General features: G+C 43.5%; 24 protein-coding genes and 1 pseudogene. 14 read left to right on the top strand and 11 right to left on the bottom strand.

Annotated features, from left to right (window positions below; translation table 11 throughout):
* Positions 1-223, top strand: a pseudogene (locus A1019T_RS03505) (zinc ribbon domain-containing protein); the annotation flags it as partial.
* A 61-nt stretch (positions 224-284) separates the two neighbouring features.
* Here A1019T_RS03505 and A1019T_RS03495 read toward each other — a convergent pair.
* Positions 285-1,022: a dienelactone hydrolase family protein gene (locus tag A1019T_RS03495; protein WP_077450442.1), complete on the bottom strand. Its 738-nt coding sequence runs from the start codon at positions 1,020-1,022 to the stop codon at positions 285-287.
* A 323-nt stretch (positions 1,023-1,345) separates the two neighbouring features.
* Here A1019T_RS03495 and A1019T_RS03490 point away from each other — a divergent pair, with 323 nt between their 5' ends.
* Entirely contained in the window at positions 1,346-1,843 is a 498-nt protein-coding gene (locus tag A1019T_RS03490) for a YcgN family cysteine cluster protein (protein WP_208608021.1), read from the top strand.
* An 88-nt stretch (positions 1,844-1,931) separates the two neighbouring features.
* On the opposite strand, the gene A1019T_RS03485 is transcribed toward A1019T_RS03490, so the two are convergent.
* Both A1019T_RS03485 and A1019T_RS03480 read right to left on the bottom strand, forming a co-directional pair.
* Positions 1,932-3,185: an ammonium transporter gene (locus A1019T_RS03485; protein ID WP_077450441.1), complete on the bottom strand. Its 1,254-nt coding sequence runs from the start codon at positions 3,183-3,185 to the stop codon at positions 1,932-1,934.
* Between the two features lie 107 nt (positions 3,186-3,292).
* Complete coding sequence (locus A1019T_RS03480) at positions 3,293-3,631, bottom strand: P-II family nitrogen regulator (RefSeq protein ID WP_077450440.1); 339 nt, start codon at positions 3,629-3,631, stop codon at positions 3,293-3,295.
* Between the two features lie 453 nt (positions 3,632-4,084).
* On the opposite strand from A1019T_RS03480, the gene A1019T_RS03475 reads away from it, so the two are divergent.
* Together A1019T_RS03475 and A1019T_RS03470 are read left to right on the top strand one after the other, a co-directional pair.
* Positions 4,085-5,278: an MFS transporter gene (locus A1019T_RS03475; protein WP_244156521.1), complete on the top strand. Its 1,194-nt coding sequence runs from the start codon at positions 4,085-4,087 to the stop codon at positions 5,276-5,278.
* 48 nt (positions 5,279-5,326) lie between these two features.
* On the top strand, positions 5,327-5,467 hold the full coding sequence (locus A1019T_RS03470; RefSeq protein WP_208608020.1) for a hypothetical protein: 141 nt from the start codon (positions 5,327-5,329) through the stop codon (positions 5,465-5,467).
* Between the two features lie 131 nt (positions 5,468-5,598).
* Here the strand turns inward: A1019T_RS03470 and A1019T_RS03465 are convergent, their stop codons facing one another.
* Complete coding sequence (locus tag A1019T_RS03465) at positions 5,599-6,459, bottom strand: universal stress protein (protein ID WP_077450439.1); 861 nt, start codon at positions 6,457-6,459, stop codon at positions 5,599-5,601.
* Between the two features lie 122 nt (positions 6,460-6,581).
* Positions 6,582-8,090 (bottom strand): SulP family inorganic anion transporter, encoded by a 1,509-nt coding sequence (locus A1019T_RS03460; RefSeq protein ID WP_077450438.1) that lies wholly within the window; start codon positions 8,088-8,090, stop codon positions 6,582-6,584.
* Between the two features lie 775 nt (positions 8,091-8,865).
* Between A1019T_RS03460 and murD the strand changes: the two genes are divergently transcribed.
* Positions 8,866-10,230 carry a UDP-N-acetylmuramoyl-L-alanine--D-glutamate ligase gene (murD, locus tag A1019T_RS03455; RefSeq protein WP_244156522.1) on the top strand — a complete coding sequence of 455 codons (1,365 nt, stop codon included), beginning with the start codon at positions 8,866-8,868 and terminating at the stop codon, positions 10,228-10,230.
* 67 nt (positions 10,231-10,297) lie between these two features.
* Positions 10,298-11,506 (top strand): putative lipid II flippase FtsW, encoded by a 1,209-nt coding sequence (gene ftsW, locus A1019T_RS03450; protein ID WP_208608019.1) that lies wholly within the window; start codon positions 10,298-10,300, stop codon positions 11,504-11,506.
* Positions 11,507-11,662: 156 nt separating this feature from the next.
* Here ftsW and gluQRS read toward each other — a convergent pair whose 3' ends face one another.
* The 6 genes from gluQRS to A1019T_RS03420 all read right to left on the bottom strand — a co-directional run bounded on the left by gluQRS (position 11,663) and on the right by A1019T_RS03420 (position 16,558).
* A complete protein-coding gene (gluQRS, locus tag A1019T_RS03445; RefSeq protein ID WP_077450436.1) occupies positions 11,663-12,622 on the bottom strand; it encodes a tRNA glutamyl-Q(34) synthetase GluQRS in 960 nt (319 codons plus the stop codon).
* 43 nt (positions 12,623-12,665) lie between these two features.
* Positions 12,666-13,103: an RNA polymerase-binding protein DksA gene (dksA, locus tag A1019T_RS03440; protein WP_077450435.1), complete on the bottom strand. Its 438-nt coding sequence runs from the start codon at positions 13,101-13,103 to the stop codon at positions 12,666-12,668.
* Positions 13,104-13,244: 141 nt separating this feature from the next.
* Complete coding sequence (locus tag A1019T_RS03435) at positions 13,245-14,105, bottom strand: metallophosphoesterase (protein WP_077450434.1); 861 nt, start codon at positions 14,103-14,105, stop codon at positions 13,245-13,247.
* Positions 14,106-14,173: 68 nt separating this feature from the next.
* The gene (locus A1019T_RS03430) at positions 14,174-14,968 is read right to left on the bottom strand and encodes a metal ABC transporter permease (protein ID WP_077450433.1); all 795 of its coding nucleotides are present in this window, start codon (positions 14,966-14,968) and stop codon (positions 14,174-14,176) included.
* A gap of 81 nt (positions 14,969-15,049) precedes the next feature.
* Positions 15,050-15,910, bottom strand: coding sequence for a metal ABC transporter ATP-binding protein (locus A1019T_RS03425; RefSeq protein WP_077450445.1), 861 nt, complete (start codon positions 15,908-15,910; stop codon positions 15,050-15,052).
* A gap of 69 nt (positions 15,911-15,979) precedes the next feature.
* Positions 15,980-16,558, bottom strand: coding sequence for a Fur family transcriptional regulator (locus A1019T_RS03420; protein ID WP_077450432.1), 579 nt, complete (start codon positions 16,556-16,558; stop codon positions 15,980-15,982).
* 137 nt (positions 16,559-16,695) lie between these two features.
* Here A1019T_RS03420 and A1019T_RS03415 point away from each other — a divergent pair, with 137 nt between their 5' ends.
* The 8 genes from A1019T_RS03415 to atpG all read left to right on the top strand — a co-directional run bounded on the left by A1019T_RS03415 (position 16,696) and on the right by atpG (position 24,399).
* Positions 16,696-17,763: a metal ABC transporter solute-binding protein, Zn/Mn family gene (locus A1019T_RS03415; protein WP_244156520.1), complete on the top strand. Its 1,068-nt coding sequence runs from the start codon at positions 16,696-16,698 to the stop codon at positions 17,761-17,763.
* A 326-nt stretch (positions 17,764-18,089) separates the two neighbouring features.
* A complete protein-coding gene (locus A1019T_RS03410) occupies positions 18,090-18,524 on the top strand; it encodes an ATP synthase subunit I (RefSeq protein WP_077450431.1) in 435 nt (144 codons plus the stop codon).
* 669 nt (positions 18,525-19,193) lie between these two features.
* On the top strand, positions 19,194-20,060 hold the full coding sequence (gene atpB, locus A1019T_RS03405) for a F0F1 ATP synthase subunit A (protein ID WP_077449393.1): 867 nt from the start codon (positions 19,194-19,196) through the stop codon (positions 20,058-20,060).
* Between the two features lie 45 nt (positions 20,061-20,105).
* The gene (atpE, locus tag A1019T_RS03400; RefSeq protein ID WP_077450430.1) at positions 20,106-20,351 is read left to right on the top strand and encodes a F0F1 ATP synthase subunit C; all 246 of its coding nucleotides are present in this window, start codon (positions 20,106-20,108) and stop codon (positions 20,349-20,351) included.
* 105 nt (positions 20,352-20,456) lie between these two features.
* Positions 20,457-20,927, top strand: a complete 471-nt coding sequence (locus tag A1019T_RS03395) for a F0F1 ATP synthase subunit B (RefSeq protein WP_077449391.1) — start codon at positions 20,457-20,459, stop codon at positions 20,925-20,927.
* Positions 20,928-21,131: 204 nt separating this feature from the next.
* Entirely contained in the window at positions 21,132-21,710 is a 579-nt protein-coding gene (locus tag A1019T_RS03390; RefSeq protein WP_077450429.1) for a F0F1 ATP synthase subunit delta, read from the top strand.
* Positions 21,711-21,881: 171 nt separating this feature from the next.
* Complete coding sequence (gene atpA / locus A1019T_RS03385) at positions 21,882-23,426, top strand: F0F1 ATP synthase subunit alpha (RefSeq protein WP_077450428.1); 1,545 nt, start codon at positions 21,882-21,884, stop codon at positions 23,424-23,426.
* Positions 23,427-23,520: 94 nt separating this feature from the next.
* Positions 23,521-24,399: a F0F1 ATP synthase subunit gamma gene (gene atpG / locus A1019T_RS03380; RefSeq protein ID WP_077450427.1), complete on the top strand. Its 879-nt coding sequence runs from the start codon at positions 23,521-23,523 to the stop codon at positions 24,397-24,399.
* Positions 24,400-24,412 lie beyond the last annotated feature (13 nt).

The following is a 24,412-nucleotide window of genomic DNA, read 5'->3' as shown; positions in this document are numbered from 1 at the left end:
ATGCAGGTTGTCAGCTTGAGATCGTAAATGAGAGTTACACTACCCAGACCTGCTCGTACTGCCTTAAAATAAGTGACAGTAGCTTGAGGGTAGAGCAGGTTTGCGAATAAGAGGATGGGCTTGTGCTGAGTGTGGCACATGGCATGATAGAGATATCAATGCCGCTAAGAACATCCTCGCGGTCGGGCTTGACCGTCTAGCTGTAGGAATCCCCTCGGTTTAGCGAGGGGAGGAAGTCAAGGATAGAATGTTATTGGTTACTGCTGATCGATAGTACTTAGCTATTACAGCGTGTCACGCATAAAGGCAATCATTTTGTCCCAGCTTTCAGTGGCTGCAGCTTCGTTATAACCTAAGTCCACGCCATTATCCGCAGCACGTTTGTCAGCATTTGGATTGGTAAAGCCGTGCTTAGCATTGTCATAGACATCCACAGTGTAATCGACGCCGGCATTGTCCATTTCTTGTTTGAAGCTCTCAACATCCTCCATTGAAACCATACTGTCATCACGACCATGAGCTACCAAAACTTTAGCATTGAATTTGCCCTTTTCAGCCGGCTGCTTCGGAGATAGATTACCGTGGAAGGTGGCGACAGCTTTAAGAGGCATGCCTTCACGGGCCATATCTAAACCAATTTTACCGCCAAAGCAATAGCCAGCTATCCCCAAACGATTGCCATCAACGGGAAGCTGGTCGGCAAAGTCATCTAATATCGCACGGCAACGACCCATTAATTTATCTTGGTCATTTAGCATTTGCGTCATCCACTCATTGGCTTGGGCCGCATCTGTGGTCAGCTTGCCTTCACCATAGACATCCATGGCAATAGCAGCAAATCCAGCTTCAGCTAAGCGTTCAGTGACTTTACGGGGGTGCTCAACCACGCCCCACCATTCTGGGGCAACTAAGATGCCTGGCACTGAGTTTTCATCACTGGCATTCTCTGGAAGCGCAATATAGCTGATTAGCTCCATGCCATAGTCAGCAGTGGTTTTGATTTCGTATGTTTTAATAGTCATCGGTTATGTCCTTATTGATTTATGGATTCGTTTTTTTTATAGAATAAGCTTTATAAAAGCCGGCTCATGATCGTTTATGGCCGTTTATAGTTATTCATAGCCCTTTATAATGAGGGCTTTGGATTTCACTTCTAATAACATAACAAAGATACCCGCCAGTTTCGATTTAAGAAATGTGAACAGGCTTTACAGCTTGCTGTCGGTTTGTGTTGATTCCCAGAGCCTAATCTATTAGTCTGCTGTCTATTGCTTAGGTAGCGGCCTCAGAGATAGCTTGAGGCAAAGGAATTAGTTAACAAGAAAATAGCTAAGTTACAGGTTAAATGACAAATCGAGGAATTATTGTGGGTGATGAGCAGTTAAGAGCAAATTTCTGGGAAAAATATCCCCTAGAGCAGCTGACGACAGCGGAATGGGAGGCTTTGTGTGATGGCTGTGGCGGCTGTTGTCTGGAGAAATTTTTGGATGATCCTGACTCGCCTTATGAAGTGGAATACACGGATGTGGCGTGTAAGCTGCTCGATTGTAGCACGGGCTATTGCTCAAACTATGAGAATCGTCAGCAGTTTGTGCCTGAATGTGTGTCTTTAACCGCGGATAAATTACCAGACATGATGTGGCTGCCGAGCAACTGTGCCTATAAAAGGATATATTTGGGCGAAGGCTTACCTGACTGGCACCTATTATTGACCCAAGATATTGAGCTGACCCAACAAGGAATGCGTGAGGCAGGGGTGGGTGTGGCAGGGCGCTGTATTAGTGAGAGGCAGGTCAGTGAAGAGGAGCTTGAGGAGCGTATTGTGCGCTGGATACAGGCGTAGGCTCTAAGCTAAATACCAAAAAAAGGAGCGCTAAGGCTCCTTTTTTGTTTTTTTACTATATTAACTACTGATTAATTAATAATAGTGACTAGTTTACAAACTCAGGGTAAGCTTCTTGGCCACATTCTGATAAATCTGCGCCTTCATACTCTTCTTCTTCAGAGATACGTAATCCCACCACAGCTTTTAAGATACCCCAAACGATTAAGCTTGCACTAAATACCCAAACAAAGATAACGGCTGCACCGCCAAGCTGACCTAAGAAAGTGGCATCTGCATTGGTGACCGGTACGATTAATACCCCAAATAGACCGACCACACCATGCACAGAGATAGCACCGACAGGATCGTCAATTTTCATTTTATCTAAAGCTAAGATTGAGCACACTACCAAGACACCAGCGGTTAAACCAAATAAAGTGGCTTGCACCGGAGTAGGGGTTAATGGCTCTGCAGTAATGGCCACAAGACCAGCCAAGGCCCCGTTTAATAGCATGGTTAAATCCGCTTTGCCAAAGATAATACGGGCAAGCAGTAGAGCACCGATAGCACCGCCTGCTGCTGAAGCATTGGTATTTAAGAACACCATAGCCACTGAGTTGGCACTGTTAATATCGCCCAGCTTCAGCACCGAACCGCCGTTGAAGCCAAACCAACCCATCCATAGGATAAAGGTACCCAGAGTGGCTAGAGGCAGGTTGGCACCAGGGATGGCGCGAATTTCACCATTTTTACCATATTTACCTTTACGAGCCCCGAGTAATAACACGCCGGCCAACGCCGCTGACGCACCAGCCATATGTACAATGCCAGAGCCTGCAAAGTCGCTAAAGTTAAGCTCACCAATGAAGGGTACGGGATTACCGCCCCAAGTCCAGCTACCTTCCATAGGATAAATAAAGCCGGTCATCACTACCGCAAAGGCGAAGAATACCCACAGCTTCATGCGTTCCGCTACCGCCCCAGAAACAATAGACATACAGGTGGCGACGAATACCACTTGGAAGAAAAAGTCAGAGGCTTGTGAATAAACCGCATCGCCATCGAAACCATTGGTGGCTGAAGCGGCCAAAGCATCTTTCACAAGGGTTTCGCCCCCAGAGATACCGCTTAAGAAGAAGCCGCCGTCATACATGAAGTGGTAGCCACACATCAAATACATGGTACAAGCGATGGCAAATAGGCCAACGTTTTTGGTTAAAATTTCAGTGGTGTTTTTGGCACGAACCAAGCCTGCTTCTAACATGGCAAAGCCAGCCGCCATCCACATGACTAAGGCGCCGCACATTAAGAAATAGAAAGTGTCGAGAGCGTATTGTAGTTCAAAAATCTGGTTTTGCATGAAGATTCCCCCTTGGAATGCGATCGAGATTGTCAGGATGTCATTTGTCGTGGCGATTTAAGTTCTTGATCTTAAAGGCCAAAATGAGCGCTGTGATCGATAACAGCTTAGATGGCGTCAGGACCTGTTTCACCGGTACGGATACGAATAACTTGCTCTAGAGGGGAGATAAAGATTTTACCATCACCAATTTTGCCTGTGCTTGCAATGCGAGTAATGGCTTCAATGGCAGGCTCTACCATCTCATCCGTTACGGCCACTTCTACTTTAACTTTAGGTAGGAAGTCGACCACATATTCTGCACCGCGATACAATTCAGTATGGCCCTTTTGACGACCAAAACCTTTTACTTCAGTAACTGTAACGCCTTTCACGCCAATTTCAGATAAGGCTTCACGCACATCGTCTAACTTAAAAGGTTTTAATATTGCGGTAATCAATTTCATAGAAGATCCTTATTAATGACTTTGATAATGTTTGGATTTGATTGTTTACAACAAACGGCTTGTTAATACGGCTATTTAGCTATTGTCTTTGATGTCATTGTTTCAAGAATTGTGCCAACCAAAAACGAAGGGGGATGACGTTTTTAGGGCTAATAATGCATCAAAGTAGTGCGTATTAAACTAATAGTGCACCAAATCAGTGTGCACCATATCAAGCAATAACCGAATTATTATAACTAAGTTTAACTATAGAGGGTTAGCCATTGGTTAGTAATTTGTGAAGGGTGTTCTGTGGCGTTACCGAGGTTACTGGGGTTACTCAGGGTTGCAATAACTAGCAAATCATTACAGCCACTGTGGTTATTTAATTGTATTATAAAGGTAGGGGAAGTAATGCCTAAATATAATAATAAATCCCCTCACATCTAAACGATTCATCTAATTGGAGATAGGGTGTTGCCTATTCATTCTGCGAAAGGTGTGGTCAAAAAAGACCACATCTCATGGTTTATCTTTGGCCTTATGGCCAGTGTGACTTTTATCGGTATTCTGTCAGAGTTGGTGCCATCTGGTATCTTGCCTCAAATGATCCAAGGTCTTGGTATTGAAGAGACACAAGTTGGTTTTTTAGTCGGTATTTATGCTTTAGCTTCGGCCATCTTTGCCATTCCTCTTATTAGCATGACCTTGGCTATCAACCGAAAAACTTTATTACTGGTACTACTGGCCGGTTTTGCGCTATCCAATATTGTGGTCGGCCTGACTTCTTCGTATTACCTTATTGTGGCCATGCGTATTCTTGGTGGTTTCTGTGCCGGTATCATGTGGCCAATGATTGCCGCGTATGGTGCCGCTTTGGTGACAGAAGATCTACAAGGCAGGGCCATTACTATTATCATGGCGGGGAATACCTTTGGCGTAAGTCTAGGTCTGCCGTTTATGACTTACATTGGTACTCATCTGGGCTGGAGAACAGAGTTTATCCTGCTAGGGGCGTTGGGCGCAGTCATTGCTTTATTGGCCGCCAAATTCTTGCCAGCAGTACCCGGTGAGAAGTTGACCCAAAGCAACTCCCCAATGGTCATGCTAAAAATCCCACAAGTGTGGAGGGTACTGGTATTAACCTTCTTATCTGTGGTCGCCCACTATAGTACTTATACTTATATTACCTTGTTGGTTGAAACCTTAAGGTTCCAAGGTGGTATTAGCCTAGCGTTATTGATATTTGGTATTGGCTCAGTAATTTCGGTCATTTTATCTGCCCGAATTATTGACGCGCACTTACAAGGGTTAATTGTGGCCATGTTGGTAGCTGGTGCGGTAGCGATGATGCTGTTTGTGGTCTTTGGCGGGGCTAATGGTTGGTCTCACATGGCATTCTTGTTATGGGGTTTGGCGTTTGGTCCCTTAGTGACCATGTGGCAAACTGCGGTTAGTAAGCAGGTAACAGAGGCCAAAGCAGTGGCTACCTCGGTGCAATCGAGTGTGTTTAATTTCTCAATCATGATTGCCACTTGGGTTGCCGGATTAATCCTAGTATACCTGCCACAATTTGGTGCCATGGGTATCGTTTACTTGTCGATACTGTGCTTTATTCCTGCCATCTTGTTATCGCTGTTTGCTAACAGGACTTTGGGGGCTAAATAAGGGGCTTATTAAAAGTAACCTATCCTTAAAAAGCCGGCCAACTTTTTAGTGCTTGATGCTCACACTCCTTTTGAAGCGGTACGTCAGCGGGCTGATGTGTTGGCATCTATCCGAAATGGTGAGTACTTATTCAAAAAGCCAGAGCCTAGCTATGACATTGAGTTGGACTTGTTTAGAAAAACCAAGTAGCCAGCTAATGGATAAGTAACCGGTCAATTAACAAACAACCGATCAATTAATAAATAGCCGGTCAATCAAAAAGAAAAAAGGTGAGCTCAGCTAACTGGGCTCACCTTTTTTAGATTTTAGGTTTGTATTAATTACATTTTTGGATACAGCAGGTAAGGGGTTTGACTGGCTTTGAGCAGTTTACGGGTATTACTGCCATGTAAGAACTCATGCAAGCGTGATTCACCAAAAGCCCCAGTAATTAGAAGGTCTAGCTCATTTTTTTGCTGGTAATACATGAGGGCTGAGGTCACATCATGGCCTTGTATCAACGCTTTTTTGCAGCTAATGCCTGACTGGGTTAAGCGGGCATAAGCTTCGCGTAAGGCTTCTTTGTTACGCTCATTTTCTTCTCCGACCATCACCACATGTAGGTTTAGATTTCTAATCAAAGAAGTACTACACAGCCATTCTAATAGGGCGTGACAGGTGGGGCGGTTATCAAAGCCAAACAGTGCAGTTTTTGGAATTTTAAAGCTCTCATGAGTGACTAAGGCGGGGCAGCGGCTGGCACGTATCAGCTGCGATAAGGTATCTTTACAAGTCACTTGATGTCCAAGGACGACTAACTGCGCGCTTTCATCGACATAGTCCAAGCTTTCAGCGATAGAGGCATGGCGATGCAAGTGGTAAATTTGATGCTTGTAGCGGCCTTGATGCTGCTCACAATAACTTTGTGCCTGCTTTAGCAATAAGCGACCTTGGTCACGCAGTTTGCCATTGCTGTCTTTTTCTTCCAAAGTTAATTGATTGAGGAGGTGAGTGCCATCATCGGCGACTAAGTATCCTGAATAATCCAACGCTTCCTTATGCTGTACGGTAGGGGCTGCGTGCAATAGACCTATGGGAGCCTGTAGGTTTTTGGCCGCCCACATGCTGGCCTCAAGGACAGCCTGTACATGGTTAGGACAATCCAAGCAAGCAATGACGCTATCCGCTCTTAAATTACTCATAAAAATCACTCAAACAGGGAGATATCCCTTCAACGTAAACTAAAAATCCCACTCAAGCAATGCCAGAGTAGGATTAATTGTGCTTGGCTATAAGCTAGACCACAGATTACCTTTAGAGTGCTCTAGTCTAGTAAGCCGATATCACGACGGTCATGAATTGAAAACTTATCAATAATGGTGCGACTCGCGCTGTTTAGACCCACTACTTTAACATCAATTCCTTCGCGTTGAAAACGGATTACTAACTTATCTAGCGTATCTACGGCAGTGACATCCCAGAAGTGAGCTTGGCTCACATCAATAACCACTTGATTTAAGGCTTCTTTGGTATCAAAGCTGTTTAGGAACTGAGTTGTTGAGCTAAAGAAAACCTGGCCTTGAACGTAGTAGTAACGGGTATTATTTTCATCATCCAGCTCGCTTAAGATGCTGAGGAACTGACCAATCTTATTGGCGAAGAATAAGGAGGATAACAGCACACCTGCCAACACACCATAGGCTAAGTTATGGGTAAATACGGTGGTAATAACCGTGGCCAGCATCACCACGTTAAATGACATGGGATGGGTCTTAAACTCACGCAGAGATTCCCAGTTAAAGGTACCGATAGAGACCATAATCATTACCGCTACCAGAGCAGCCATTGGGATTTGGCTTACCCAGTCACTTAAGAACACCACCATGATCAGTAAAACGGCACCCGCGATAAAGGTAGACAGACGAGTACGTCCGCCAGATTTAACGTTAATGACTGACTGACCAATCATCGCACAACCGGCCATACCGCCAAAGAAACCTGAAGCTACGTTGGCAATACCTTGACCACGACACTCGCGGTTTTTGTCACTTGGGGTATCGGTCAAATCATCAACAATGGTAGCAGTCATCATTGACTCTAACAGACCTACTACCGCCAAGGCCATAGAGTAAGGCGCGATGATCAATAAGGTCTCTAGGTTTAGAGGAACGTCAGGCAGTAAGAACATGGGTAGGGTATCTGGCAACTCACCCATATCGCCCACATTACGAATGTCCAAGCCCATATATAAGGCCACTGCGGTTAAGCCGACAATACAGATAAGTGGAGAGGGGATGATTTTACCAATCTTAGGAATCAGCGGAAAGCCGTAGATAATGGCCAAGCCCGCTGCGGTCATGATATAAACTGGCATGCCCACACGATCCATGGCTGGGTTTAGCTCGGGCAGCTGGGCCATAAAAATTAAAATGGCCAGGGCATTCACGAAGCCGATGACCACTGAGCGTGACACAAAGCGCATCAAGTTACCCAGCTTAAATACGCCCATAAAGAACTGGAGTACCCCGCACAGTAAGGTAGCAGCGAGCAGGTATTGCAGACCATGGTCGGCGACTAAAGTCACCATGACCAGAGCCATGGCTCCTGTGGCAGCAGAAATCATACCAGGGCGACCACCGACGAAGCTGATGACTACGGCAATACAAAATGAGGCATATAGCCCCACTTTTGGATCAACGCCGGCGATGATAGAAAATGCAATGGCTTCAGGAATAAGGGCTAAGGCGACCACTAATCCTGAGAGCACGTCACCTCGCACATTGGAAAACCACTCATCTTTTAGCGTATTTAAGGAAGGGAAGGTTAGAGACATAGGTTTTGGCATAGTGTTTGGGTCGATTATTTGTTAAGTTGTATTTTATAGGGATATGGCATGAAAAAACAGGTATAAATGGGGATAGCGCTCAGTCAAACAAGGTGACTGAAATTTAGGGTAGACTATCGGCCATACCGCCCATAAAGTGTATGTAATTTTGCAAAAATACAATCATCAATTATTTACATTACAAAAGTGGTGCTATAGTGGAGAGATATTTATTGATAAATATCAGCATGAGACGGCGCTTCTAAATGGGGTGTGTTTAAGAGGTTAAAAACACACAAAAATAGCCATAGAAAGGCAAGGAAATTCAGTTCATAGAGGCTGGGCTCATGGTAGAATAAACACCCTCTACCCCTAGCAACGATCTAGCTTCCTATTTAAATTTTAACATTAATTTATACTGCGGCGATAACTGCCCACTGCAGTTAATGCAGGTCGAGTCATTAGTGTCAAAAATAAGCAAAAATAAATAGGGGCTACATATCTACAAAAATGGGTGCATCATAGCACAATATAGAAACAAGGACAGACCATGAGTACTGACCCAACCCTAACCGATGCCAATAGATCTTCGGTAGATCACACAGCTTATAAGTCACAAAGCACATCACCTAATAACTCTCAGACCTCATCAAACCTTGATCCTGAACTGACCTCAAGTGTGGGCCAGTATCAGCCCAGTTCCCATTACCAAGGCGCTGCCAAATCTGACAGCCTGCCCTCAGCGCTTATCCAAAAGGGCAGTGGGCTACAGGTGGTCATTGGCATGGGACAGTCGGGCTTGGCGACTGCCAACTATCTAGCAAAGCGCGGTTATAGTGTTGCGGTTACTGATGGCAATGCCGCCCCTAAATTGGCCGATCAATTAAATCCAGCTATTGAAATCCGAGCCTTTGGTGAGATTGATGGCGAGCTGTTATTACAAGCTGAGCGTATTATTATTAGCCCAGGGGTGGCGCTAACCACTCCTGCTGTGGCAAAGGCCAAACAAGCCGGGATTGCTATTGTCAGCGATATCCAACTATTCAAAGAAGCTTGCAGTGCGCCTATTGTTGCCATAACCGGCTCTAACGCCAAAAGTACCGTAACTACCTTATTAGGGCTGATGGCCAAAGAGGCCGGTATCAAAGTCGGCGTTGGTGGTAATATCGGGGTACCCGCGTTAACTCTATTAGAAGATGAGAACTTGGGTGACCAAATGGAGCTAGCTGTTCTAGAGCTATCTAGTTTTCAGTTAGAAACCGTCACTGATCTTGGGGCCAAAGTAGCCACAGTGCTCAATATGTCACCCGATCATTTGGACCGTCATGGGGATATGCTCGGCTACCATCAAGCCAAACACCGTATCTTCCAAGGCGCCCAGTCTATTGTAGTGAACCGTGATGATGCGTTATCCAGACCATTAATTGCTGATAATACGCCCCGACTTAGCATTGGCTCAAATGCCCCGGACTTGGGAGAATATGGGCTGATTACCGAAGGAGATGGCGGTATTTATTTGGCCAAAGGCACCGAAAAGTTAATTGCAGCCGATAAGCTAAAAATAAAAGGCAAACACAACTTAGTGAATGCTTTGGCGGCTCTCGCTTTAGGGGAGCTGGCAGGGATTGATCTGCAGAGTATGCTGCAAACGTTACAAGAGTTTTCAGGACTGCCACACCGCTGTCAATTTGTGGATAATGTGGCAGGTGTAGATTACTTTAACGATTCCAAAGGAACCAATGTTGGGTCAACACTGGCGGCTATCTTAGGCCTTGGGTCTGTTTATAGTAGCCAATCTAATGGTAAAACCAAATTAATGCTGATATTAGGTGGCCAAGGCAAAGGTCAAAACTTCGCTGAGCTGGCGCCTTTAATCAATAAATATGTGACTCAGGTGTTGTTGATTGGCGAAGATGGTCAGCTGATTGCTGAACATTTACAGCAAGCGAACTTATCTGATGAAGTGCAGCTACATCATTACCAGACCTTAGATCAAGCCATGGACAAGTCTCAGCAGTTATTGAGCAGCAGTTTGTCACAAGTAGCAGCGGTTTTACTGTCTCCTGCCTGTGCGAGTCTGGATCAGTATAGTAGCTACAATGAGCGCGGTGACCATTTTTGTCAGCTAGTTACGGCATTAAAGTACTAGTTTGATTTGTTATTTATTTTATTAACCAAAATTATTAAAAAATAGTTTTAAGTACAGTTGATACCCTATGGCAAAAGATACTGCTAATGCATCTGGCTACACGTCAAATGCTCTGTCCAAACGTAAGCAAAAAAGTACCGGCGTTTTTTCAATGCCGTCAGCAGGAAGTGTGTTAATCACCAGCGTCAGCTGCTTGATGGTGTTAAGCCTTATCATGGTGGCCTCAGCCTCCATTCCTTTTGCCAATATGCATGATATTGAACAGCTTTACTTTTTTAAGCATCAATTAATGTACATGGGCTTGGGTTTGGTAGCCGGGCTTATGGTCTACAAAGTACGCCTTTTGTGGCTCTATGACATGTTCACTTTGGTTTCAGCACTGCTGATAGTGATTGCATTATTGTTAGCCACTTTGATGTTTGGAGATGCTATTAACGGCTCGAAGCGTTGGATTGAGCTTGGCCCCTTTAACTTCCAAGTGGCGGAACTGGCTAAGCTTGTAATGGTGATGTTTACTGCTGACTTTGTGGTGCGTCGAGGGACAGAGGTGCGCCATGGTTACGGGGGTATCTTCCGAATGGGTGCAGTGGTAACGATATTGGTTGGCCTGTTTTTGTCACAGCCTGACTTTGGGTCATTAGTTATCATTATTGGGGTCATTTTAGCCATATTCTTTGTGGCCGGTGCGCCTTGGAGTCAGTCTGGGCTCTTGTTATTATTTGGTTTAGTGGGAGCGGCTTATGCGGTAATGTTCCAAGAATATCGTATGACTCGGGCTAGCTCCTTCTTAGATCCTTTTGATGACATTCAAGGTTCTGACTATCAGTTGGCGCGCAGCTTAATTGCTTTTGGTCGCGGTGAAGTGACGGGCGTGGGTTATGGCGAAAGCGTGCAAAAGCTGGCTCACTTACCTGAAGCCCATACTGACTTCTTATTGGCCATTACCGCTGAAGAGCTGGGTTTCGTAGGCGTGATGACGGTATTGGTTTTAGAAGCCTTGGTGATTGCTAGCGCCATGCGTATTAGTTATATAGCGCTAAAAAACCGTCAAATGCGCTTGAGCTATACCGCCTTTGGTTTCGCGGTAATTTTCATTGGCCAAGGCGTTATTAATGCTGGTATGAACATGGGATTAATGCCTACTAAGGGGCTGACCTTACCTTTCTTTAGTTATGGAGGATCCTCTATGTTGATTAGCTTAATGATGGTGGGTATCTTATTAAATATTCATAAGAAAACCTCAAAAATACCAGCCGCCCAGTGTCGCCATTACTAACGCTATCCACTAAGTCCAGGGGATAAATCTAGCAATGGATAGATAGTGTGGTTAATTCGTATAATTAAACCGAGAAGTTAGAAACAAAAAGGCCGTATAGCATGCTATACGGCCTTTTTGTTTCTGTTTTACTTACTGAATCAGGCTTATCTAAGCCTATACTTTACCCAGCACACTTTGATGCTGTAAGGAGTCCAACTGCCACTGTTCCACGGCTTGCTGTAACATAACCTCTGGCTTATCTAAGTCTACTGCCGGCTGTTTGAGCAAGGTCAGTGCCTTTTGAATTAGGTTTTGACACTTCGATAGGGTAGCGGTATCAATAGGAGTGGCTAGGTTTTGTTTCGATAACTTTTGACCACAGTGGTTTTCTACCAAAGGCAAGTGATACCAGTGCTCAACGGCAGGCAAGTCTAGATAACGCATAATGGAGATTTGTGCGCTGGTTAAGGGCAAAATGTCTAGCCCACGCATGACATGGGTAATGCCTTGCAGACCATCATCGATACTGGCTGCCAAGAAGTAATTAATGGTACCGTCTGCCCGGCGTAACACTACATCTCCTAAGCTTTGTTGCGGATTAGACCATTGTATGCCCTGAATTCCATCTATAAATCCCATGCTTTGATTGGGCAACTGAATTCTTACCTTTTTATCTGTTAGGTCTTCCTGCCTTTGTTGCGGGCTCAGTTTATGGGATTCATAAGCTACGGTCTTAGGGTCAGGCAGACAAAATCTAGGGTAGATTTCATAGTCAGCCAAAGCTTTGCGCGAGCAGCGGCAGCCATAGACGTAAGGCAATAGCTGTTCATACAATAGCTCATTGTAGATAGCTATACGCTCAGACTGATACCAAATATCCCCATCCCAGTACAGACCTAAATTCTCTAAGTCGATTAAAATTTGGTCGCTAAATTGGGTACTGCAGCGTTGAAGGTCGGTATCTTCAATACGCAGTGACCAGGCTCCATTGAGAGATTTGATGTGACAATAACTGGCAATGGCTGTGGTCAGCGAGCCAAGATGTAATGCCCCAGTGGGAGAGGGAGCAAAACGGCCCACAGCTGGCCTATAAATAGGACAGGCAGTGAGCCGTTTATCGTTAGATATTGTCATAGACAGGCGCAGTCGCTAACAGTTACGCATAACTGATAGTGACTTAAGAGTGACCCCAGTTTTGACGCTCTTTGATTTCTGCTAGTGTTTTGCAGTCGATACACTGAGTCGCCGTAGGACGGGCTTCTAAACGACGTAAGCCAATCTCAACGCCACAAGTTTCACAAAAACCATAATCGCCATTGCTGATCTCTGCCAATGACTTATCGATTTTGCGAATTAACTTACGCTCACGATCACGAGTACGTAGCGCTAAAGCAAACTCTTCTTCTTGAGTGGCTCTATCATTAGTGTCTGATAGGGCAGCTGACTCATCTTGAATGTAGGTCTTAGTGCTTTCAGCATCACCTGCTAACTGTTGCTTCCATGCCTTAAGAATGTTCTCAAAATGGGTAAGTTGCGCATCAGACATATATTCTTCATCTGTACCAACTTCGTACGGCTTAAAATTTGTTAGGTCGTCAATAGCATTTTGACTCATGACAATTTCCTATATCCATGTAGTAGGGGGTGCCAAATTAAATAATTGACTCTTATATCATATTTTTTTTGTTATTGCAAGAAGAATTATATAAGGCCTTCTTACTGATTTATCAATAACCTGCAGGCAATTAAATCTGCTTTAAGCCTTTTTATTTTCTAGACTAGTTATCCAGCTTTTTATAATGCCTTGTTTAGTTAAGCTTAACCAACGGTAGCCGGGAACTGCTTGGTCATCAATAGCAAAGTTATCAGATTTTGGCTTAAATTGATAACAAGTAGAGGGGGTAGCATATACTTTGATTCCCGCTCTTTGAGATTCAAAATTTTGATGCACATGACCACTCACTATCGCTTTCACTGCAGGATAACCTTCAACCTGTTGCCAAAATTCTTCGGCATCTTTAGTGATATGATGATCAATCCAAGCAGAATCCATGGGCAGCACGTGATGATGCATGGCAATTATGACAGGATGATGACTATTTGCTAATTTTTGCGATAGCCAGTTTAGGTTTTTGTTACCCACAGTGCCATAAATTTCGCCAGGAACACTGCTGTCAATTAGCAGTAAGCGCCAGTCATTTAAAGTAAGGCAGTGACGAGAGAGGAGTAGAGTGTTGGGTTTATGCGCCTCAAAACGGCGCTCAGAGAAAGGTAGATGAGTGTCTAGCTCATCGGTGACATCATGGTTACCGGCTATACAAACGAACGGAATGCCGGTTTTCTCAAGCAACTGATAAATGTTTTGGTAAATCTCAGGCTTAACTTCATTCACCAAATCGCCGCTCAATAAAATCAAGTCACAACGGATGTTTTCATTTAGTGCCTGCTGCAGACAAGCAGTAAAACTCTGATAGTTATTAATACCAGCCGTTTCAGTATCAGGATCTAGATATAAGTGTGGATCGGTCAGCTGTAGTATATTAATCACCCCATCTTCAGTAGTTATCTGAGTCGGAGGATAGTTTACGAATTCGACAGAGCTATCAGAAACTGGCATAACAAACCTTTCCTTCACTATTAGTAGGGGTGCTTTTAGTAGGGATGCTTTGGGTTATCAAGGCACTATTAGCTGGCTCGAGACACGATAAATGCCATAAAAAATGCTATGGCTAAGCCTAGGACGATCGCCAAGCCGGTTTGGATGTCAAATAGAACACTGCCCCAAACCCCACCGGTTACCGCAAGCTGTGCCAAAATAACTGAAAAAATAACCATTTGCTTCGGGGAGTGAGCCCAAAGTCTGGCGGTCAGTGCTGGCAAAATCAATAAACCACTAATAAGTAGGCTACCGACAGCCTGAAGGGCCAAAGCACAAAATCCTGCTAAGACCCCCATGAAAAACAACCGCTGGCGAGTGGCATTTATTCCAGAGACCTGAGCTAAATCAGTGTGCGTTGCTAGAATGACCTGTTGACGCCAAATATAAATTAAAAAACCGATGCCAAGCGCGACACAAGCCGACAAGATAGGCAGGTCGCTCCAGCCGACCTCCAACAGATTACCAAATAGATAGCCCAAGACATTCGCCTGCATTTGAGTCAAATGAGTTAAAGTTAATAGACCCAAACACAGCATAGACACTGAAACAACAGCCAATATGGCATCGCTAGGCAGGCGCTCATCTTCTAACCACATCAGGCCGATGACCACCATGACACTCACCAAAGCGATACCTACGCCGAAGGGCAGTTGCAATAAAGCTGCTAGGGCCACCCCAAATAAAGTGCCATGGGCTAAAGCATCGGCAAAAAAGGACATGCGTCGCCACAGGACCAGACAGCCTAAAGGGGCAGATAATAGGGCCAACAAACTGCCGGCAATCCAAGCGGGGGCTATAATATCGAGCCATTCAACTAGCATACGAGCGGTATTCCACTAAAGTTTGTTATTTTAATAAGGTTATAGCTTTCAAAGCATAAGCTGGTTTCATAGGCCAGCTTATCAATGGGCATGCGGACCATGGTGCTGACAGTCGTGCGGCTTATGAATATAAGGCTGCTCGTACTGATGACCAAAAAGCTTTTTGAATTCTTGTGATACGCCAAGATCGCTTGGTTGGCCTTCGCAGCAGATGTGCTTGTTTAAGCAAATGACTCGGCGACTGCCTCGCATCACCCAGTGTAAATCATGAGAGACAACTACCATGGCGCATTGCAAAAATTCTGGCAAATCGTCAATAAACTCATACAGCCAGCGCTCACTCTCAGGATCTAAACCTTGCATCGGCTCATCCAAAATCAGCAAATTAGGCTTTGATAGCAATGAACGGGCCAACAAAATACGCTGGGTCTCACCGCCTGAAAGATGAATAACTTGCTTTTTTAATAACGGAGTGACCGATAGGCGCTGATATAAAAACTCTTGCTCACTTGGGGTCAGTCTTTTTTCAGTTTGAGCCAACAGATCTTGCACCCGCAGCGGTAAAATAGCTGGCACACTGAACTTTTGTGGGACATAGCCTAGCTGCAGGTTGGAATGACGGTGAATCTGACCTGAGGTGGGCTGGATCAACCCTAAGATAAGTTTCATCAATGTCGATTTCCCCGCACCATTGGGACCGATAACGCTGATTTTTTCACGCGGTAGAATCTGCAGGCTGATGTCGCTTAATAGCACTCTAGATTGAGAGTCTGCTGAGTTTTTGTCAGTAGTCTTTGCCGAACGAGCACCACTAAGCCAACCGCTAAGTTTAGAGCCTGATTGCTCCTTTTTGGCAGGTAAGCTTTCATTTGCCAAGCTAGCCTGATCAGACTTGCTTAGACCACGGGCGCTGACTTCAAAGCCGACATTATCCAGAGTCATCAGCGGTGTTGATTGGGTATCAACTTCAGTGGTCTGCTTAGAGGAGGTTTGATTGGGTAAGGCCATCAGTTAAGCGTCCTCTGAGAGATTAGAAGGAACAGGTGAGCAGGTTTGGCATAGACCTTTTAGCTCCATCACGCTTTGCTCAACTTTAAATCCCACCTCATTTTTGACATAGCCGACAATTTCTTGCACTGGCAATCCACTAAATTCCTGAACTCGCTGACAGTCATTGCACAATAAAAAAACAGCATTGTGTTCATCGCGAGGGTGACAGCAAGGCACAAACGCATTAATTGATGTTAGCTGATGGATAAAGCCAAATTCTAATAAAAACTCTAAAGTACGATAGATGGTTGGGGGAGCCACCATTTTCGCCTTATCTCCGGCTTGCTTTTCGCGGTCTTGCTGCAAACTTTGAATTAAATCATAAGCGCCTAGGGGCTTCTCTGATTCTAAAATGAGCTGATACACCGTACGTCGTAAAGGAGTAAATCTCGCTTGTTTGGCTGCACAGATTTGCTCAGCAGTCTGTAGACGCTGACTAATATCTTCAGAGCTTAAATCATGGACGTCATGTGAGTGGGCACCCTGATGCTCACAAGGCGGACTCTGATAAGTGGTGGGGGATTTTGCAGCATCAATCATAGATGGCCTCAAACTTAGGTGTTATTTTTTTATAAAAGTCTTAATATTTGTATTGTTATAGTATAACATATCTACTATCAATATTTTTGTATCTTTCTTTAAGAAAGTTTTGTTTTATTTCATCAACTGAGAATACTATGTCCACAGTTAAGCATAACCCTTCTAATATTATGTCTTTCAAACGTCTATTTTCAGGGGGTATAGCGGCCTCTATCCTAATGATGGCTGCCGCTTTAGCCAGTGCTGAAGACCGTCATCATAAACAGGCTCATCATGATCATGCCCATCACAATCAGGGCAGTCATGCTCATGACGGCCATCATGCTCATGAAGATCATCATGCTCACCATTACACCCAGGCCCAGACTCAGGGCTATGCGGATACGTCACGATCCAGAATGACAGTGATTCCCGAACACATTCAAAGCAAGACAGAAATTGCGATTAGTAATTATCCTCTATTTTTGCTCAGTGAAGCTGTGACTAAAGGAGCGCCCTCGGGCAAGCTGTTATTACAGCCAGGGGATGTGGGGCATCATGGCAGCCTAAGTCCAAGTGATATGAAAACAGTCAAAGACAGTCGTTATGTGGTTTGGTTTGGCAGTCAATTAGAATCAAACTTAGCCAATTCTGTGGGCAAAAGCCCTAATAATATCAGTCTATTTAGGTTCAATGCGTTCAACCGTTTGCCGCTACGTGATGTAAAAGGAGAGGCTATTGAAGGCACCTTAGATCCGCATCTTTGGCTAGACCCAGATAATGCAAAAGCCATTACCCGTGCTCTAGGCTCTCTTTATAGTCGAGCTAACCCTCAATATAAGGCAGTTTATGCCGCTAATGTGCAGAAATTTGCCAAACAGATGGATGAGGCAGTCGCTCAGGTTCAGGTAAATAGCCAAACCAGTCGACCCTACTGGGCCTACCATGACGCTTTTGGCTATATTGAGTCTGCCTTGAACTTAAAGCTGGCGGGTGCGTTGACCATTGACCATCATCTTCCCCCTAAGGCCAGTCAGTTTCACTGGTTAAATAAGACCCGTCCACAACCTACTATGTGTATGGTACTTCAGTCTGATAGCAATAAAGGGGTATTGCCTAAATTAAAACCGGTGAATAGCACGATACAGCAAGAAGACATGAGTGATGCAAAAGATTTTATTTCAGGGTGGACAGCTTTGGCGAAAGATATTAACAATTGTATTTAAAAAAAACTGACTAACTAGTGTCAAATAGACTCACGGGTCGTTAAAAATTAAGTTACAATCTCCCTGCCTAGTTAAGAGTGCATATCAGGTAGACAACGCGCCAAGCTCTTGTTATCTTGAGCTTCTAGTTCGTAGTTGATACTACTCGTTAGCTAGGGTAGGGGTATGCTTTTGGGTGTTATTAACTTATTAAATATATCTCAAACAGTTGATAACCGTTGCTTACAGACATGCATAAAAAAAGTATTTGACAAAAGAATGTTTTTTTCTTGCTTTACCCATAAGCCCTCATTATAATAGTCGGCGTTTTGTGTTATAGAAAAGTCATGACCACTCATTCCAATACGCCACTACGAGCGTCAGAACGTAAAGAGCTACAACGAGTTCAGTTAAGACGACAAGCCCGGCTTAGGTCGAGTAGTCTATTAATCATTATCGTTATAGCCTGGCTATTAGAGATGACTTTGTTTAAAAGCAACCTACTCATCCCAAAAGGGGTGGCACTAGGTGCTTTTATTAATTGGTTTGCTCAGAGTATCTTTGCTTGGTTCGCTTTCCGATATACCGGAGCACAAGCCAGACAGGCCATCGTAAGCCAGCTCTATCTGGGTCAGATCATTAAGTGGTTTGTGGTTATGTTAGGCTTTGCCCTAGTATTTATCATCATACACCCTATTTCTGCCGGCGCAGTCATATTTGGATTTATTGCAATGCAAATAGGACACTTTATAAGCCTCTGGCAGATTCGAAAAAATAGTTAAAGTAGCTTGCAACGTAACCACAGCAGCTAACGACTATTTAATTACTATGAAATCTAGGCGTGTTATTTTAGATTTCATATCAGTGCAATAATAAGATTTTAAAAAATTGTGGCAGTATCGAAACAGAGAATTGTAATCAGTTTTGTTACAAAGCTAGTAAATCAGTGTATGATACGCGGCAAGATTTATCTAAAATTTAGTAAATTTCTAATTTTGTAAGAATGCAGAAAGGTTGTGTTAAAAAGAATAAACGTTTTCTTTACACTTATATCTCACTGCATTAATATAAGGGCAGAAATAATTGAGCACAAAATTTATTGTCGTACAATAAACAGTTAAATTAAGACCAAGTTGCGCGTACGCAATAATTTAGCTGGGAGGACGATCCAAACACACCCCTAATCTAGTTCGCGTCATTGACAATCCTAACGGTAGGACTAGATTAGAATAAGAGCCTAAGGTGTACGGTGTGTCGTGCAGGCAATTGCCATATCTTAGGTTTGCGTTCGGGCTTGAACGTCTTGCAGAAGAAATCTCCTTGCTTTAAAGAGGAGAAGAGGTCAATTAGCAAAGTATAAGTAGAGAAATAGTAAAGTGTTCAGTAAAAATGTATTTTTTGTTTTGCTAAATAAATTAATGGTTAACACAAACTTATAAGAAGCTTAGATTATGGCAGCTGAAATATCCTCGTCTGATTATATTGCACACCATTTAACCAACTGGACCTTTGGCTATTTGCCAGGTGAAGGCTGGAAAGTTGCCCATACTGCTGAAGAAGCAGGTCGAATGGGCTTCAATGCCATTCACTTGGATACTATGCTTTGGTCATTTGGACTTGGTATTATATTTTGTGCCTTATTTTGGTTCGTAGCAAAGCGTGCGACTGCTGGGGTACCAGGCAAGTTACAGTCTGCAATTGAGATGATTGTTGAGTTTGTGGACACAAACGTCCGTGACTCCTACAACGGTACATCCAAACTAATCGCACCTTTAGCGTTAACAATTTTCGTGTGGATCTTCTTAATGAACTTGATGGACTTAATGCCCATCGACTATATCCCAGTACTGGCCCAAAAAATTGGTGCTGCTATGGGTCATGATCCACATCATGTTTACTTTAAGATTGTATCGACAACAGATCCCAACGCTACACTAGGTATGTCGTTCTCGGTATTCTTCTTAATTATTGGTTATAGCATTAAAGAGAAGGGCATCGGTGGTTTCATTAGTGAGCTTACCATGCATCCGTTCAGTGCTTCAAACCCAATCGCTAAGATTTTATTATTCCCAGTCAACTTAATCCTAGAGTTGGTTACCTTAATTGCAAAACCTGTATCACTTGGTTTGCGTTTATTTGGTAACATGTACGCAGGTGAGTTGGTGTTCGTATTGATTGCCTTGTTACCTTTCTGGATTCAGTGGGCATTATCAGTACCTTGGGCAATTTTCCATATTTTAATTATTACCCTTCAGGCGTTCATCTTTATGATGTTGACGATAATCTACTTATCACTAGCATCACAAACTGAACATTAATTAGTTAGATTTTTCATCAATCAATAGGTAAATGAGGATACATCAATGGATCCAGTATTAGGTGGTTACACAGTTATCGCAGTAGCAATACTAATCGGCGCAGGCGCGCTAGCTACAGGTATCGGCTTCGCATTACTAGGCGGTAAATTCCTAGAAAGTGTTGCACGTCAGCCAGAATTAGGCTCACAATTGCAAACTCGCATGTTCATTGTAGCCGGTCTTCTAGATGCGGTACCAATGATTGGTGTTGGTATTGCGATGTTATTATTATTCGCTAACCCTCTAGCTTAATTTAAACATCAGTGACCCCTGTTGACCATTCGCAATTATTTGGAATGCTATATCAGATATCGAATGGTCAATGATACTGATTTTTATTAATAAAGAGGTGATCGTGTGAATATTAATCTAACCCTAATCGGTCAGTCCATAGCGTTTGCAATATTTGTTTTATTTTGCATGAAGTTTATTTGGCCTGCTTTAATGGGTGCCATTGAAGAGCGTCAGCAGAAGATTGCTGAAGGTCTTAATGCCGCTGAAAAGGCAAAGTCGGACTTAGCAAATGCTGAACAATCAGTTGAGCAAGAGCTTGCAACAGCTAAAGTTAAAGCTGCTGCGCTGATTGAACAAGCAAATAAAAGCGCTAACCAGCTTATCGAAGAAGCAAAAGCACAGGCAGAAGTTGAAGGCGAACGTATTCGTCAGCAAGCCCGTGAGTCAATCGATCTTGAGATCAATCAAGCACGTGAAGGTTTACGCAGTCAAGTGTCTGAGCTTGCAGTACTAGGTGCTGAACAAATTCTAAAAGACAAAGTTGATGCGCAACAGCATGCCAAGATGTTAGAAGAGTTGGCAGCTAAGCTTTAATTGGTAAATTTAAGTCTTAATATCTATTGTTGATGAGCTGAAGTGACTCAGCTTCAGCTTTATAGAATCTTATAATGAACTGCTTTAGCAGTAATTATGGTTTTATAGACCAGCGATAGTAGGGCTCTTTACCTCCAATCAACTTCTTATACCTGGTTTGTTTTATATAAAGTTTTTCATAAAATATGTGGCTAAGAGGACATAATGGCTGAATTATCTACACTAGCGAGACCCTATGCCAAGGCAGCATTTGATTATGCGCATGAAAACTCAGTCATTGGTGAGTGGGAAGATTTCTTGTTGATCGCAAGTAGCGTGGTCGGTGATTCTGCCTTTGTGCAAATGCTAGATAACCCCGCTGTTACTGCTGACCAAAAAGCTGAAGCATTAATCAGCGTTTATGATGAACACGCAACCTCTACCCAGGGGCAGTCGTCTAATCAACTACCAGTAGCAACAACACCCATCAAAAACTTTGTGCATCAACTTGCCGAACAAGAGCGTTTGAGCCTATTACCACAGGTATTAGAGCAATATCGTTTACATCGCGCTAAAGCACTCAAGCAAGTCAACGTATACGTAACGTCTGCCTATCCGTTAGACGACGCACAACGTACTATGATTCAAAGTCGATTAGAGCAATCACTAAATGCAGCTGTGATTCTTCATGAAGATGTAGATCCTAGTTTATTAGCGGGTGCCACCATTAAAATTGGCGACAAGCTTGTTGATGACTCGGTGCGTGGAAAATTAAAACAGTTAAAAACACAGCTAACTGCTTAACGCATTATTAATAATAATGATAGTTGATGTTGCTTATTAGTTAACCTGTAATCAAAATAAATTATCATTAAAAGCTTAATTTATATTTTATCTTCCAACACATTTTACGAAGATTTTAAGCTTTATATCCGGCGAGTAAGCAGGCAATCACAAATTAAAGGAAACAAGGCAATGCAACAATTGAATCCAGCAGAAATCAGTCAACTGATTAAGCAGCGAATTCAAGACCTTGATACAGGTGCAACCGCTAAGAATGAAGGCACTATTGTCAAAGTATCTGATGGTATTGTACAGATTCATGGTCTTGAAGATGCAATGTACGGTGAGATGATTGAGTTTGAAGGCGATGTCTATGGTATGGCATTGAACCTTGAACAAGACTCCGTAGGCGCGGTTGTTTTGGGTGATTACCTAGGTCTTCAAGAAGGTCAAAAAGCTTACTGCACAGGCCGTATTTTAGAAGTACCAGTAGGTCCTGAGTTATTAGGTCGCGTAGTTGACGCTTTGGGTAACCCTATCGATGGTAAAGGCCCAATCAACGCTCAGCTAACTGATAAAGTAGAAAAAATTGCTCCAGGTGTTATTGCCCGTCAATCAGTTGATGAGCCAGTAATGACTGGTTATAAAGCGGTTGATACCATGATTCCAATCGGTCGTGGTCAGCGTGAGCTTATCATTGGTGACCGTCAGACTGGTAAAACAGCTTTAGCTATTGACGCTATTATTGCTCAGAAAGATTCTGGTATTAAGTGTGTGTACGTAGCCATCGGTCAGAAACGCTCTACCATCGCGAACGTAGTACGTAAACTGGAAGAAACAGGCGCTTTAGCTTACACCACAGTTGTGGTTGCTTCAGCCTCTGAGCCAGCAGCACTACAGTATATCGCTCCGTACTCTGGTTGTACTATGGGTGAATACTTCCGTGACCGCGGTGAAGACGCGTTAATCGTTTATGATGACCTATCAAAACAAGCGGTAGCGTATCGTCAGATTTCACTACTATTACGTCGTCCACCAGGTCGTGAAGCTTATCCAGGTGACGTTTTCTATCTTCACTCACGTCTACTAGAGCGTGCCTCACGTGTAAACGCAGAGTATGTTGAAGAGTTCACCAAGGGTGAAGTAAAAGGTAAAACCGGTTCTTTAACCGCTCTACCAATTATTGAAACTCAAGCCGGTGACGTATCTGCATTCGTACCAACCAACGTAATTTCTATTACTGATGGTCAGATCTTCTTAGAATCAAGCTTATTTAACTCAGGTATTCGTCCTGCAGTTAACGCTGGTATTTCAGTATCACGTGTTGGTGGTGCTGCTCAGACTAAGATTATCAAAAAGCTATCAGGTGGTATTCGTACCGCATTGGCTCAGTATCGTGAATTGGCAGCGTTTGCTCAGTTCGCCTCTGACCTAGATGATGCTACTAAGCAACAGTTAGAACACGGTGAGCGTGTGACTGAACTGATGAAACAGAAGCAGTATGCTCCAATGTCAGTTGCTGAACAAGCCGCAGTTATCTATGCTTCTAACGAAGGTTATTTATCTGATATCCCAGTTGAAAAAATCGGCGCCTGGGAAGAAGCTTACCTACGTTACATGTATGACGAACAAGCTGATCTTATGAAAGAAATCAACGACACTGCAAATTACAATGATGATATTGCAGGCCGTTTGAAAGCTTCAGTTGAAACGTTCCTACAAAACCACACGTTCTAAATAAACAAAGGTGCGATTAGTGAAGCTAATCGCACTATTTGAAATGTGTGTAATAGATTAACCCTCATTTAAACCCCGCCGAATTGGAAATGTTATGGCAAGTTTAAAAGAAATTCGTGCTAAGGTTACTAGCATTAAAAGTACGCAGAAAATTACGCGTGCGATGCAGATGGTAGCCGCCAGTAAAATGCGCCGTGCTCAAGAGCGTATGGAAGTGGGTCGTCCTTATTCTGAAAATATGCGTCGTGTGGTGTCACACTTAGTAAACGCCTCTTCAGATTATAAGCACCCTTATATGACTAGCCGTCAGGTAAATCGTGTAGGCTATATCTTAGTGACTTCTGATCGTGGTTTGGCTGGTGGATTGAACATCAACTTGTTCAAGCAATTGATGCATCATGTTCAAGAATTTCAAGACCAGTCTGTGCAAGCTGAGTTTGCTGTAATCGGCTCTAAAGGCGTTAGCTTTTTCAAGAGTTTTGGCGGCAAAGTAACTTCAGCAGTCACTGATTATGGTGATAATCCTAGCTTTGAGCAATTAAATGCTCCGGTTCAAGCCATGCTTGATGATTATGCCAAAGGTCACTTAGATCGCATTTATGTGGTTTACAATAAGTTTGTAAACGCAATGACACAAAAGCCAATGATTAGTCAGCTGGTTCCCTTACCTGCAGATGCTATTGATAAAGATTCAGGCATCCGTGCGGAAATCAACTGGGACTATATCTACGAGCCTGATGCCAAGACACTTGTCGATGGTTTACTTGGCCGTTATATCGAGTCTATCGTATATCAAGCGGTCATGGAAAACATTGCTTCAGAGCAATCAGCACGTATGGTAGCGATGAAAGCTGCTACTGATAATGCTGGTGACCTAATTAATGATTTACAGTTAGTTTATAACAAGCTGCGTCAAGCGGCAATTACCCGAGAAATTTCGGAAATTGTCGGCGGTGCTGCTGCTGTTTCCTAATTGACATACCTAT

This window comes from Psychrobacter piechaudii (genome assembly GCF_900162825.1).
Classification (GTDB): Bacteria; Pseudomonadota; Gammaproteobacteria; order Pseudomonadales; family Moraxellaceae; genus Psychrobacter; species Psychrobacter piechaudii.
The sequence above is the reverse complement of the archived record's forward strand: the minus strand, read 5'-3'. Positions and strand labels throughout refer to the sequence as shown.